14 protein-coding genes and 1 pseudogene are annotated in these 14,205 nt (G+C 35.5%); 10 read left to right on the top strand and 5 right to left on the bottom strand.

The window, feature by feature from the left end; all coding sequences use genetic code 11:
• The first annotated feature begins 293 nt into the window (after positions 1–293).
• Positions 294–659, top strand: a complete 366-nt coding sequence (locus tag ACEN33_RS09900; RefSeq protein WP_407094978.1) for a DUF1622 domain-containing protein — start codon at positions 294–296, stop codon at positions 657–659.
• Between the two features lie 87 nt (positions 660–746).
• Here the strand turns inward: ACEN33_RS09900 and ACEN33_RS09905 are convergent, their stop codons facing one another.
• Both ACEN33_RS09905 and ACEN33_RS09910 read right to left on the bottom strand, forming a co-directional pair.
• A complete protein-coding gene (locus ACEN33_RS09905; RefSeq protein WP_138404012.1) occupies positions 747–1,193 on the bottom strand; it encodes a VOC family protein in 447 nt (148 codons plus the stop codon).
• On the bottom strand, positions 1,194–2,390 hold the full coding sequence (locus ACEN33_RS09910) for an amidohydrolase (protein WP_407094980.1): 1,197 nt from the start codon (positions 2,388–2,390) through the stop codon (positions 1,194–1,196).
• A 375-nt stretch (positions 2,391–2,765) separates the two neighbouring features.
• On the opposite strand from ACEN33_RS09910, the gene gcvT reads away from it, so the two are divergent.
• From gcvT to ACEN33_RS09945, 7 genes are all read left to right on the top strand, one after another.
• Positions 2,766–3,881, top strand: coding sequence for a glycine cleavage system aminomethyltransferase GcvT (gene gcvT / locus ACEN33_RS09915; RefSeq protein ID WP_407090411.1), 1,116 nt, complete (start codon positions 2,766–2,768; stop codon positions 3,879–3,881).
• Positions 3,882–3,895: 14 nt separating this feature from the next.
• Positions 3,896–4,276, top strand: coding sequence for a glycine cleavage system protein GcvH (gene gcvH / locus ACEN33_RS09920; RefSeq protein WP_138404015.1), 381 nt, complete (start codon positions 3,896–3,898; stop codon positions 4,274–4,276).
• A 56-nt stretch (positions 4,277–4,332) separates the two neighbouring features.
• Positions 4,333–5,688, top strand: a complete 1,356-nt coding sequence (gene gcvPA / locus ACEN33_RS09925; RefSeq protein WP_407094982.1) for an aminomethyl-transferring glycine dehydrogenase subunit GcvPA — start codon at positions 4,333–4,335, stop codon at positions 5,686–5,688.
• Entirely contained in the window at positions 5,681–7,153 is a 1,473-nt protein-coding gene (gcvPB, locus tag ACEN33_RS09930; protein WP_407094983.1) for an aminomethyl-transferring glycine dehydrogenase subunit GcvPB, read from the top strand. The genes gcvPA and gcvPB overlap by 8 nt, the downstream gene beginning before the upstream one ends.
• Positions 7,154–7,370: 217 nt before the next feature.
• Entirely contained in the window at positions 7,371–7,892 is a 522-nt protein-coding gene (locus tag ACEN33_RS09935) for a GNAT family N-acetyltransferase (RefSeq protein ID WP_407090408.1), read from the top strand.
• 13 nt (positions 7,893–7,905) lie between these two features.
• Positions 7,906–8,544 (top strand): DsbA family protein, encoded by a 639-nt coding sequence (locus ACEN33_RS09940; RefSeq protein ID WP_407090407.1) that lies wholly within the window; start codon positions 7,906–7,908, stop codon positions 8,542–8,544.
• A 32-nt stretch (positions 8,545–8,576) separates the two neighbouring features.
• A complete protein-coding gene (locus ACEN33_RS09945) occupies positions 8,577–9,965 on the top strand; it encodes a L,D-transpeptidase family protein (protein ID WP_407090406.1) in 1,389 nt (462 codons plus the stop codon).
• A gap of 74 nt (positions 9,966–10,039) precedes the next feature.
• Here the strand turns inward: ACEN33_RS09945 and ACEN33_RS09950 are convergent, their stop codons facing one another.
• Both ACEN33_RS09950 and trpS read right to left on the bottom strand, forming a co-directional pair.
• Positions 10,040–11,137 (bottom strand): FUSC family protein, encoded by a 1,098-nt coding sequence (locus tag ACEN33_RS09950; protein ID WP_407090405.1) that lies wholly within the window; start codon positions 11,135–11,137, stop codon positions 10,040–10,042.
• A gap of 234 nt (positions 11,138–11,371) precedes the next feature.
• The gene (gene trpS / locus ACEN33_RS09955; RefSeq protein ID WP_138404022.1) at positions 11,372–12,358 is read right to left on the bottom strand and encodes a tryptophan--tRNA ligase; all 987 of its coding nucleotides are present in this window, start codon (positions 12,356–12,358) and stop codon (positions 11,372–11,374) included.
• A gap of 376 nt (positions 12,359–12,734) precedes the next feature.
• Here trpS and spxA point away from each other — a divergent pair, with 376 nt between their 5' ends.
• Complete coding sequence (gene spxA, locus ACEN33_RS09960) at positions 12,735–13,133, top strand: transcriptional regulator SpxA (RefSeq protein ID WP_138404023.1); 399 nt, start codon at positions 12,735–12,737, stop codon at positions 13,131–13,133.
• Between the two features lie 169 nt (positions 13,134–13,302).
• Positions 13,303–13,995 (top strand): adaptor protein MecA, encoded by a 693-nt coding sequence (locus ACEN33_RS09965; RefSeq protein ID WP_407094105.1) that lies wholly within the window; start codon positions 13,303–13,305, stop codon positions 13,993–13,995.
• A gap of 94 nt (positions 13,996–14,089) precedes the next feature.
• Here ACEN33_RS09965 and ACEN33_RS09970 read toward each other — a convergent pair.
• Positions 14,090–14,205, bottom strand: a pseudogene (locus tag ACEN33_RS09970) (IS30 family transposase); the annotation flags it as partial.

The following is a 14,205-nucleotide window of genomic DNA, read 5'->3' on the forward strand; positions in this document are numbered from 1 at the left end:
CCCGAATCACTCGATAAACGACCACCTGTATGCGAAATGATGATGTTTGAATTGAATTTTACCTGGTTTTTGTGTAAGCTAATCATGAAGAGAACTCCTTTCTTATGGTTGGTTTAGACACCTTTACCATATCAGAATGGGGTTCTTTTTTCATCACTTAACAGGTGAAAATGAAAAAGTAAATTTAAGCTGCCGTTAGGCAGTTGGCACATGTTTTCAACGAAAAGTATGAATTGTTCAGGTTAGATAGATATCGGTAAAATTAAATAAAAAGTATAAGGAGTTGTGAATCAGTGTTCCTAGAAGAATTGATTCAAATTGTTAGCCCACCCATTATTCATATATTAGAATTAATCGGAATTTTTATTATTTTTTTCGGTAGTTTAAAGGTACTTTGGATTTTTATGAAATCTGGCTTTAACTTTCATGATAAAGCGATTACGATTACTTTAGGTGAAGTCCTCGCTTTGAGTTTACAGTTTAAACTTGGGGCAGAGGTTATTAAGACGGTCGTTATTCGAGATTTCCAAGAACTGATTGTATTAACCGTAGTTGTAATTCTAAGAATAGTTCTAAGTTTTGTCGTTCACTGGGAAGTAAAGAACGCGAATATGGAAGAACGCGAGCGTTTAATGACCGATTCAGATAGTTTCGATTAATCAGCACTTATTATATACATACAAATACACCTTATTATTCAATATTCTTACTCATTTGAATAATAAGGTGTATTTATGTAAATGTTACTAATCTAAATTAAATTCATCTTTGAAAAATTCTTCGCGTTTTTCAAAACTAACTTCTTCGTGGATTTCATGTAACATCCAAATGTAATTTGAGTTATCCAAGAACATTCCATTAGTTACACCCATCTTAGGCATATGCATAAGTTCTTGAATGACAGAAGCGCCATTATCAATTGCATTTTGGAACGTGTCTTTAATGTTAGGTACCATCACATTGAACCATAAAGTTTTAGGATCATCTTCTGTAGGTGCTAATAAATTATACTCAGCATTAGCATCTAAAAGATGGAAGCGAGTGCCGTATAAAGTAAACACTGCTTCGTTTAAACCTGTAGGGAAACTTGTTTTTTCAATGACTTCTAATGCATCAGCAAAGATTGCTTGATACATTTCAAGTGCTTTTAGTGAGTCTTCAACAACGAAATCAATCTCTACGCCTGTAATCATCTATTTGTTCTCGCTTTGATCATTACTGAAGTAATCAGCTACAACCGTCGCCATTGCACGGGCAGCAATCATCATTGAGCCTTCTTCGATATCGAATTTAGGACGGTGATGTGGGAAGGCTTCTTTATCTACTGGGGCTGCACCAACATAAAAGAAAGAACTTGGAACTTCTTTAGCGTAGTAAGCGAAGTCTTCTGATGGAGACATTGGTCCTGATTTAACAACTTCTGTAACATCTTCAAGATTAGCTTCAGATAAAACTGCACCAATGTGTTCTGTTAATTCTGGATCATTGTATAGAACAGGGTAGTCATTTGCGTAGTCAAGTTTGCAAGTAACGTTGTACATAACTTCAAGACCTTTCACGATACGTTTTACTTCGACTTCTATTTTTTTACGTACTTCTTCAGACATACCACGAACGTCACCTTCAAGGACTACTGAATCTTTAATAGCGTTAAATGATCCTTTACCGTCGAAAGAACCGATGGTTACAACACCTGTATCGAATGGACTTAAACGACGTGAAACAACTGTTTGTATCGCTGTTACAAAGTAACTAGCCGCAACAATCGCGTCATTCGCTTCGTGAGGACTTGAACCGTGTCCACCAACACCTTGTACTTTAAGAACAAATTTCGCACGACCATTTTGTGCTTCACCTGGTACGTAATGAATTTCTCCATATGGTTTGTTAGACATAACGTGGATACCAAAGGTATTATCAACACCGGCTAAGACACCGTCTTTAATCATACCGATAGCTCCTCCTGGTGGAACTTCCTCAGCATCTTGATGAATTATAACAATCTTACCTTCGAACTCATCTTTTAATTCGATTAAAGCATCAGCTAAGATAAGCATGTAAGCAGTATGGGCATCATGACCACATGCATGCATCACACCTGGGTTTTTAGATGCAAAGGGTAAACCAGTGGCTTCTTCGATAGGTAGTGCATCAAAGTCAGCACGGATAGCTAACGTTTTACCTGGGTTACCAGAATCAATCGTTACTTTAACCCCGTGATTACCAACATTTGTTTGAACATCTACATCTTTATCTTTGTAAAAGTCCGCGATGTATTTAGAAGTATTCACTTCTTCAAAAGATAGTTCCGGATTTTCGTGTAAGTAGCGACGAATATCAATCATCTGATCTTTATTTTCTTCAATTTTTGCTAGTAATTTCTCTAACATTGTATGCCTCCTAAGATTTTTCTTACTTTAATCATCTTATTCCTATTTCAGTATATTTTCAAGCTTTGCCGCTTGTGTTTCCTTTATTGTTAGTCGATTAAAAATTGGCTATAATACAATTGAGAAACTGTAAAGACGGCTACTAAAAATTTACACACGAGATTTTAAAAACGCTTATACTACAGTAGGTTTTCTGAAAAAAATTAAGTTATAACGAACAATATGATTGTTTCATTAATGTTCGTGCGTAGAAGTATTGAAGGGTTTACTAGGTGCCTTATAATTAGAAAACAGACAGGGGTTTTATTTGATTCTAATATAAAGTATGTAGCTGACAATATAAAAGATGTAATAATACGATGGAGGTAGTTAAGAATGGCTGAAAAAAATTTAAAACAGACCCCACTTTTTGATTATTATGTTGAGAAAGGGTTAAAATTAACTGATTTTGGAGGCTGGGCACTGCCAATCCAATTCACAAAGATTCAAGAAGAACATGATGCGGTGCGTCAAACGGTTGGGATTTTTGAAGCTTCTCATATGGGGGAAATTTTAATTAAAGGTTCAAATGTGCTTGAATGGTTTAATCAAATCATCACGAACGATACACAAAGAATTTCATTAAACGACGCACAGTATACTGCCATCGTGAATGAGAATGGCTATACTTTAGATGATTTGATTTATTATTATGTTGCAGAGAATACATTATTTGTCACTCCCAATGCTGGAAATAAAGACAAAATTCTAGCATGGTTGAATGAGCATAATTCCGATAACACAGTCGAGATCGTCGATCAATCAGCAGAATACGGATTGATTGCGGTTCAAGGTCCAAATTCTGAAAAAGTATTAAAGGAAATTGTAGCACCTGAAGTGTTAGAATTAAATAATTTCCAAATGTTCAGTCAACAAACAATTGCGGGTGTTGATTCAGTGCGTATTTCTAAGACAGGTTACACAGGTGAATTGGGTTATGAATTATATATTCCATGGTCAGAGACAACCGAAGTTTGGGAGACGTTGCTTAACGTAGGTGAGTCTTATGGACTGAAAGAATGTGGTCTAGGAGCAAGAGACACCTTACGACTTGAAGCCGGTATGGCTTTATACGGCAATGATCTCAGCGAGGAAATTACACCGATTGAAGGTGGAATTGCTTTTGCAGTCGATTTAAATAAGGAGAACTTTATTGGTAAGGAAGCCCTTGAGACAGTGAAGAACGATCCGAATCGTTATATGTCTCGTGGCTTTGAACTGACTGGAAAAGGGATTGCTCGTCAAGGATATAAAGTCTATGAAACAGAAGAAAGTACGAAAGTCATTGGGGAAGTAACATCTGGAACAAAATCACCAACCTTTAAAAAAGCAATCGGTTTTGCACAAATTAGAAAACCATTTGCCAAAATAAACGATCGAATTTTTGTTGAGATTCGTAATAAACGCGTACCAGCGAAGATTACTAAAAAAGATTGGTTAAAAAATAAATAATTGGAGGAAGAAAAATGGATAAAAATACATTATTTTACACAGAAGATCACGAATGGGTTCAAGTATTGGATGACAATACTGTTCGTATCGGAATTACAGATTACGCTGTAGAACAATTAGGGGACATCGTTTATGTTGAAGTACCCGAGATGGATGAGGAATATGATTTAGAAGAAGCATTCGCAAACATTGAATCAGTGAAATCTACGTCAGAAATTTATGCACCAATTGCTGGGAAAGTAACTGCAGTGAATGAAACTTTAGAAGATGAACCTGAGAACGTTAACGAAGACCCTTATGAATTAGGGTGGATTTGTGAATTAACAAGTGAATCAGCTATTGATACATCTCATTTAATATCGTTAGAACAATATACTGAATTTGTAGAAGATTAAGTTTATTTTCAATCCAGTAATCGGAATGAATGTTTAAATGTGAGAGGATGAATGAGTTGAAAAAATTTCGTTATTTACCTCATACAGAGGAAGACAGAGAAAAAATGTTAAATACCATTGGCGTTAAGTCAGTGGATGAATTATATGAAGACGTCCCAAAAGCAGTTAGAACCCAGGAAAGAATGGATCTACCTAAAGAGTTAAGTGAATTTGAACTACTTAAACACGCTCGTGAGCTAGCTAGTAAGAACACAAATGCTACACAGATGCCTTACTTTATTGGGGCAGGAACGTATGACCATTATATCCCTTCAATTGTCCAAGCGATAATATCTAGACAAGAATTTCTAACAGCATACGTTCCGTATCAGCCTGAAATTAGCCAAGGAGAGCTACAGGCTTTATTTGAGTGGCAATCTATGATTGCAGAGTTGACTCAGATGGAAGTGGCAAACTGTGGGATGTATGACGGATATAATGCTATTGCTGAAGCAGCGAATTTAGCAATAAGTTCTGTAAGAAAATCATCAAAAATCTTAATATCTCAAGGGGTTAACCCACAAGGGATTGATGTCTTAAACACTTATGGCTTTGGTAAGGAATATGAAGTGAATGAAATTCCTTTAACAAATGATGTGACAGATACTGAAAAGCTTAAAGAGCAATTAGATGAGACTGTTGCTGCTGTCATTATTCAATACCCAAATTTCCTTGGATCTGTTGAAGATTTGAAAGAAATTGAAGAAGCAATGAGTGGTACAAAAGCATTACTTATTGTATCAGCAAATCCGCTTGCTTTAGGTGTTCTAGAAGCACCAGGTAATTTAGGTGCAGATATTGTTGTTGGGGACGTGCAACCATTTGGTATACCAATGTCATACGGTGGACCTCACTGTGGTTACTTTGCGACAACGAAGAAATTCATGCGTAAAATACCTAGCCGTATCGTCGGCCAAACGGAAGATGAGAATGGCGAACGTGGTTTTGTTATGACTTTAGCTACACGTGAACAACACATTCGTCGTGAGAAAGCGACAAGTAATTATAGTTCAAACCAAGCTTTATATGCTTTAGCTTCTGCCATAGCCATCTCTGCTTTAGGACGAGAAGGTATTGTTGAGATGGCAAAGCAAAATATTAATAAAGCTCATTATTTAAAAGACCAATTAGAAGCGCAAGGCTTCAAAGTTCTTAATCAAGTGCCTTTCTTCAATGAGTTTGTAATTCAATTAGAGCAACCTGTTAAAGAAGTTAACTTGGCATTACACCAACTAGGCTTTGTTGGTGGTTATGATGCGACTCGCTCAACGGGTATTGAGAATTCTTACTTATTATGTGCAACGGAGAAACGTTCGAAGTCAGAAATTGATGCTTTTGTATCGAGTTTAGTAGAGGTGACACGTCATGCTTAAAGAATATAATGAATTAATATTTGAAATTTCTCAACCTGGTCATGTCAGTTATGATTTACCAGAGAACGATGTCCCAACATATGATCTAACTAAAGATTTACCTGAATATTTAAATCGACAAGAAGTAGCAAAATTACCAGAAGTGTCAGAATTGCAACTGGTAAGACACTATACAGCCTTATCGAATAAAAACTTCGGTATTGAGTCTGGACCGTATCCGCTTGGGTCATGTACGATGAAATATAACCCAAAAGTGAATGAGACGATTGCTGCTTTAGACGGATTCAGTCAAATTCACCCTCAACAAGAACCAGAGACAGCTCAAGGAGCCTTAGAATTATTGCATAACTTACAAGAATACCTTGCGGAAATTACAGGGATGGATCATATTTCTCTTCAACCTGCCGCTGGAGCTCATGGAGAATTAGCTGCAATATTGATGTTTAAAGCTTTTCATGAAGCGAACGGTGAAGGTGAGCAACGTAAGAATATTATTGTTCCAGACTCTGCTCATGGGACGAACCCTGCGACAGCAACGGTTGCTGGCTATGAAACGTTTGAAATCCCTTCAACTAAAGAAGGCATTATAGATATTGAAGCGTTGAAACAAGTAGTCAATGAAGAGACGGCGGGTATTATGTTAACGAATCCTAATACAGCAGGTTTATATGAACGTGATATTCAAGAAATTGTAGACATTGTTCATGAAGTAGGTGGCTTAGCATATTACGATGGTGCTAATTCAAACGCGATTATGGGAATATCTAATCCAGGTGCAATGGGCTTTGATGCTGTTCACTTGAATTTACATAAGACCTTTACAGGACCTCACGGTGGTGGTGGTCCAGGATCAGGACCTATCGGTGTGAAAGCAAACTTAGAAGCTTTCTTACCTGTGCCTAGAATTGAAAAAGTAGACGAGCATTACGTTATTAATTCTGACTATCCTCAAAGTATTGGTCGAATTAAAGGTAACTTTGGAAACTTTGGTGTGAATGTCCGTGCTTATTCTTATATTAGAACCATGGGTGCAGATGGTCTAACGCAAGTGTCTAAAGATGCTGTCTTAAATTCTAATTACTTGAAAGCACGTATTAAAGAATATTACGACGTCCCATTTGCTCAACATTGTATGCATGAGTTTGTTGTGAGTTGTAAACGACAAAAAGTTGAACAAAATGTTAATGCGAAAGATATTGGGAAACGTTTGTTAGACTACGGTATTCATTCACCAACGACATACTTCCCACTAATTGTAGAAGAGTGTCTGATGATCGAACCGACTGAAACTGAATCAATCCGTGAATTAGATCAAATTGCAGATGCATTCATTTCAATTGCAAAAGAAATTATGGAAGATCCAGAAATGGTTAAACAAGCACCACACTTAACATCAGTTAGAAGATTAGATGAGACAATCGCTGCGCGTAAGCCAGTGTTAACTTATCAAGCGAGTCTTCAATAATAAATAATAAAGTTTGACGGCAGATATTTATTTTCTGTCGTCTTTTTCATTTCAAAATATAAGCTAAAAAAATATATATTGAAATAATGGGACAAAAGAGCATAAAATCAAGCTTTATCATGGTATCGAAGCCAATACTATGGTAAATTAATTGATAAGTAGATTTAATTACTTAAACAAAATTAATGACGATGATTACATAATAAGAGGTGGATGGATGTCGATTCGATTAGCAACACAAAGTGATTTTGATATCATTATGGACAATTATAGAGTGATGACCGAATATCCGGGGCAAGTAGAGGCTGGGGCAGGTTGGGTACTTGGTATTTATCCTGATGAAACAATGATTCAAGAAGCGATTAATCTTAAACAATATTATGTTTTTGAACTAGAAGACAAAATCTGTGGTGGAATGATTATTAATGAAGCCTATACAGAAGGTTACGAAAAGGCAAACTGGCAAATACAAGCCGATGAAGGCGAATTCATATCGATACACGCTCTAGGTGTCATGCCTAATGCAAGAGGCAAAGGTATCGCAAAAGCATTAGTGCAATTTGCCCAAGCTTACGGGAATAAACGCAATTATAAAGCCATTCGCATTGATGTTTACGGAGTAAATAGAGCTGGGAAGAAATTATATCCAGCAACTGGCTTTGTTTTGGTTGATACCATTGAACTGTATTACGAAGATACAGGTTTAGCAGAATACTTAATGTATGAGTACATCATTTAGGAGGAATTTATTTATGGAAATTACTATTTGGTCGGATTTTGTTTGTCCTTTTTGCTACATTGCTGAGGAGCACTTAAACCGAGCTTTAAGTACTTTTTCTGAGAAGGACGATGTGACTATTGAATATAAAAGTTTTCAACTAGATCCAATGGGAACTTATCAACCTGAATTAAACTATTATGAAACCTTTGCGAAATTAAAAGGCATGCCAATGGATAAAGTCACACAAATGATGGACAGTGTCAAGAACATGGCAACTGAAGCTGGTTTAACAATGAATTATGACGATGCAAAGTACTCAAACACGTTAAAAGCTCACCGAGTCTTCCAGTATGCAAAAGAAGAAGGACGAGGGAACGATTATTTCCATCGTTTTTATCGAGCGCATTTCGTCGAAGGTTTGAATATAGAAGATAATGAAGTCATTGAAAAACTCAGTCAAGAACTAGAACTAAACTTAGCTGATGTTCAATCGATTCTTAATGATAGTCAAACTAATCATCAAAAAGTCCAAGATGATATTGCTACAGGGGGCTCGATTGGTGTTCAAGGGGTTCCATTCTTTGTGTTTAATAATAAATATGCTGTTTCAGGGGCTCAGCCAATTGAAGTTTTCAAAAATATCCTTGAACAAGTTGCAACTGAGTCATAAAATGAAGTATATATTTATAGGAGGTGGATGTATTGGAAAAAATTAGACAATTGCCTAAACGATATGTGATTACTGCCATCGTAGCTCTTTTAATTTTACTAATTTATTTTGTGGGTGCATTTTACTTTAAATCTCATTTTTTGCCTCGCTCTTATGCAGGACCAGTAGAAATTAGTCAAATGACACCACAACAAGCGACCGAAACGGTGGAGCAGAACCTTGAGTCAAAAACTTTGATTTTTAATGAAAATGAAAATAATATTGGCTACATCGAAATGAACCAAATTGGTATGTCTGCTGAAGTAGATGAACTTATGGGGCAAGCCATTCAAAATCAGAATGGCTGGAGTTGGCCAATTGCCTTCTTCAATGGCGATAAAGTCGTTAATATTCAAGATCAGATTCAAATTGATGAGAATATTGTAGCTGGCTTGGTTCCTAGTCTTGGAATTAAAAATGAAGAAAGAGAACCAACCGTTGATGCTCAATTAGTGAAGAATGCCAATGGTGAAATAAGTGTTTCAGAAGAAACATACGGAAACCAAGTTACTTCGGATAGTTTAGCTCAAGCGATTGTTCAGTCAGTGGGAACAGGAGCGGGGCAGTTAAATATCGAAGACGCCTATGTTAAACCAACAGAATTAACTGAAAGTGAGAGCTTGATTCAAAGAGCAGATATCATTGAACAAATGAAAAGTACATCTATTACATTGGAATTCGACGGAAACTCTGTTACAATCCCGCAAGGGCAAATTAACGCTTGGATTTATTTAGATGAGGATAATAACCCACAAGTGGATCAAGAAGCTGTGGAGGAATATATTCTTTCACTAAATGAACAATATGCAGGTTTATTCTTACCTCGTAATTTTAATAGTACTTATCAAGGAGAAGTTCAAGTACAACCTGGTACTTATGGTTGGTTTATCGATCGTTATGATGAAGCAGAGTTGATTGTTCAAGATATACATAACGGAGCTCAAGTCACTAGAGAACCTGTGATCGGTGGAAGTGGTTACGGTATGGGAGATTATGTCGGAGAGGATTATGTTGAAGTCGATATTGCTTATCAAATGATGTTTATTTACCGTGATGGACAACTCGTATTAGACACACCCATTGTTTCAGGAATCATTGGGGCAGAAACAGTTCCAGGCGCGTATCAAGTTTGGAATATGGAACAAGATACGAACTTAGTTGGCTACAATACAATTACTGAACAAGATTATGTTCAACCTGTGTCATATTGGATTGCTTTTGATGACCAAGCGCAAGGTATTCATGATGCCTCATGGCAGTCATCTTTCGGTGGGAATGCGTACCAAACAGCCGGATCACTTGGTTGTATTAATACGCCGCCCGGAATGATGGGGCAAGTATTTGAATTAGTTGAATATGGTATGCCAGTCATTATTTTTTAAATCTAGACTATAAAAAGAAATCGGGCTATCTTTAGTTCTCACTAAGGATAGCCCGATTTTTTGTTGTTATGTCATTATAGATGTTCGTTACCAAGTTGTTCATCTTCATCATGATACTCAATATAACGTTCTTTGTAGATACGTATAATGCTATTGAGTTTCACTAAAGACTCTTCATAATTATAAGTTGCTGATAAGATATGAATAACCCCATTACTATCATTATCATAGCTCGTATCGGCTTCCAGTTCATCCCAAGCTTGATCAAAGAATCGCTTCATAAATTCTAATTTAAAATCTTTTTGAGAATGAATAAAATTCACTTCTGATGCTGAAACTCGACCACTAAATTTAAGTAAAATTTGTTCGTGCCCAACCATTAATGTTTCAATGTGTTCGCGGAGCATTATTCTTAAATCTACTGGGAAACTTTGAAAGACGTGATCATTCGAATGAAGGGCATCAAGTAAATCAATGACTGATTTAGTTGTTTTAATCATTTGACGATAAATAACTAATCGTCTTGCTTTACCCATTCTCTCCGTCTTAGAGAATGTTACTTCATTATTCATTAAATCAAATAGAGTTGTTAGAGTAGAATATTCTTTTCTTGCCCATTGGATATCTCGATGTAGAATCGAGAAAGTGACATTCTTTCTGAGTGTCGCACGAATGAATATTAAAACTTCATTCGTCAAATTGACCAGAGTTGAGTAGAAAGGTTTGTCATGTTGCGGAGGGTAGACTAACCAATTAATAATGAAAGAAACAATCACCCCAATCGTTGTTTCTAACACACGGTATAGTGCAGCTAGATAATAATTGTCTGAAGTCGTTAACATTACTGCTACAAGTGTGATAACTGCTAATGTTAACACATCTGATAAGTTTAAGGCATTTAATACTGCAATCGTAACTACGGCAGCAATACCGATGGCTACAGGGTTACTCCCGATGGCAAAAAGCATGAAGACCGCAACGAGACCACCGATGATGTTACTTACTAATCGACGAGTAAACATGTCGAAAGATTTTCTTACTGATGGCATCGTTGTTGTAACTGCGGCAATCGCTGCAAGCGCTGCACTGTTATCAGGAATCAGTAGTATAGATAAATATGTCGCAAGTGAAATCGCTAGTCCTGTTTTTAAGACCCGCGCGCCAATTTTCATTTTTTTATTCTCCTAATGTAGATTTTAATTAACTTAATAGTACTTGATTTTCAGAAATATTCAAGATATAAGGTCCAATAATAATAGAGAATATTGTATTAAAGAACGATAGATTAGTAAAGGGTATTTGGACTACAATTAGATTACAAAAACAATAAATTTCTATAAATAAATACGCCCAGATTAATTCGCGTTAACTGGGCGCATAAATATGATAATGATTAAAAAATGTAATTAATAAGTTAAGCCAATTGTTTTTTCGACACGACTCAATGTAGACTCAGCGATAGCAGAAGCTCGTTTCGCTCCGTCTTGTAAGATATCGTCTAAATCTGAACTTGTTAATAGTGATTCATAACGTTCTTGGATAGGTTCTAGCGTTGAAACAACTAAGTCAGCTAGATCACCTTTGAAGTTACCATAGCCTTGGCAACTATAATCAGAAACGATTGAGTCAATAGATTTTCCACTGAAGCTTGCGTAGATTTGTAATAAGTTCGCTACAGCAGGTTGATTTTCTTTATCATAGTTCACTTCACCAATAGAATCCGTTACGGCACTCTTAATTTTCTTAGTGATTTGTTTTGGTGTATCTAACATAGATACAAATGATTTTGTATTTGTATCTGACTTACTCATCTTGCTTGTTGGATCTTGCAAGCTCATAATACGTCCGCCTTCTTCAGGTATAAGTGGTTCAGGTTTAACTAATAGATCATCATTATAGCGAGAATTAAAGCGGTCAACAAAGTTACGTGTTAATTCTAAATGTTGCTTTTGATCGTCTCCGACTGGAACAAAATTAGCATCATATAAGACAATATCTCCAACCATTAATGTTGGGTAAGCTAATAAACCAGCATTAACAGCTTCTTGCTTTCTAGCTTTATCTTTAAATTGAGTCATACGTTCTAACTCACCTAAACCAGTCATACATTGAATAATCCATGCCATTTGAGCATGAGCAGGGACATCAGATTGAACGAATAGAATCGCTTTTTTTGTATCAATACCAATGGCTAAGTATAAAGCAGCCAATTGACGTGTCATTTGTTTTAATATTTTTGGATCTTGTGGTACTGTGATGGCATGCTGATTAACGATAGAATAGATAGCGTCGTAAGAATCTTGTAAGTCAACAAAGCCTTTCATAGCACCAATATAATTACCAATTGTGGGGATTCCCGAAGGTTGCACTCCAGAAAAAACTTTTTCTTTCATAAAAATACCTCTTTTCAAATATTAAATATTTCTTAAATTATATTAGCATTATAACGTATTTATTGACAAAGAACAAAAATAAAAAATCTTAATGACCTGTAAATCTTAGTGTGTTAATGAATAATGACTTTGTGAATTAATGATGAATTCTTAATATAGTCTAAAGAGATGATTAGAAGTAAGATTGATTTTTTCATTTGAAAATGCTATACTATTAAACATAAAGCAATACAGATTGTGAAAACATACTTCATTAAAAGTATAACACTATTGTTTTTGTATCACTTTATTATTTCACAAAAGAGCTGCTAACGTACTAAACAGGAGCCGCAAAGTTTTAGCTAACTTTGTCAAAATTGAAAGGAGCAACTATATTATGGTTACTTTATACATCACTCCAAGCTGTACCTCATGTCGAAAAGCTCGCACATGGTTAGAAGAAAATGAAATTCCTTATGAGGAGCGTAATATTTTTACTGAACCATTATCAATCACAGAAATTAAGTCAATTTTACGAATGACAGAAAATGGGACAGAGGATATTGTTTCTACTCGTTCAAAAGCATATTCTGAATTAGATGTAGAATTAAGTGAGATTCCTTTAAATGATTTCTTCGAAATGATTCAAGAGCAACCTGGGCTGTTGCGTAGACCAATTATCATTGATGATAAAAGACTACAAATTGGATACAATGAAGATGAAATTCGTCGTTTCTTACCACGTGCAGTTCGTGCATTAGAATTACAAAAAGCACGCGCATTGGTTAACGAATAAAAACCATTTTTTTATTATAACTATGACCGATTATTTATTAATCGGTTTTTTTGTCTTTTTTACTTGAAACATGACATTCTGATTGGTATGATAACGTAACACTAATGATTTGTGTATTGCTAGATTATTCGTATAATAGATGTAAGAAGATCTAAGGAGGTGTACGGATATGGAAATGGAACACATTAATGAAAATTTAATTAAAGTGTCAATTAGACAGGAAGACTTGGAAGAGCGAGGAATTGATTTCCTAGATTTAGTTGGTGATCAAAAGACGATTGAAAGATTTTTCTACTCAATTTTAGAAGAGGTAGATGTTGATAAGCACTTTCAGGAATCAGAAGCTGTCACTTTCCAAGTAATGCCTAATAAAGAAGGTTTGGAATTATATATAAGCCGAACAAATTTTGATGAAATGGATGAAATATGGGAAGATGAATTAACTAAACATCTCATAGAGCGTAAACGAGAAATGAATGAAAATGAATCAAATAAAGATGATAATAAAAAAGAGAAGACAATCTTAGATTTATTTGAAAATGAAGAGAGTATTCAAGAAACTGAAGATGTAAAATCAGTTGAAGGTGAAATTATTAAATTTGCTGACTTAGAGGATTTTCTTAAGTTATCGAGAGAAGTAACCACTGATTTGATTCGTGCAGACTTTTATCATATGAATTCAAATTATTACTTAGTCATTAACTATGTTGATTCTTCAATTGTTGAAGAATACGCGTACAACAAACTTTTAACTATGTTTGAGTATGGTGAAAAAGTCAAAGTAACTGAAGCAATCCTTCAAGAACATGGAGACATGTTACGAAGCAAGGATGCATTGAAGTATTTTGGAGAAAATTTCTGATAATATTTATAAGAGCCAATGGAAAATTTCCGTTGGCTCTTTTTTAATGAAATTGTAATAATGGAAAAGCCTCTTTTTTATGTATTTTGATTTGTCAAATTAAGCTAGACAAAACTGCTTCATCTAAGTAACTCAAAAATACTTCCAACGGTGTTCGGTAGTGTAAGGATTTCCGTGGAATCGTGTTCCGTTTGTGTGCAATCGATGACA

Origin of the sequence: Ruoffia sp. FAM 24228 (genome assembly GCF_045528575.1) — a bacterium.
Classification (GTDB): domain Bacteria; phylum Bacillota; class Bacilli; order Lactobacillales; family Aerococcaceae; genus Ruoffia; species Ruoffia halotolerans.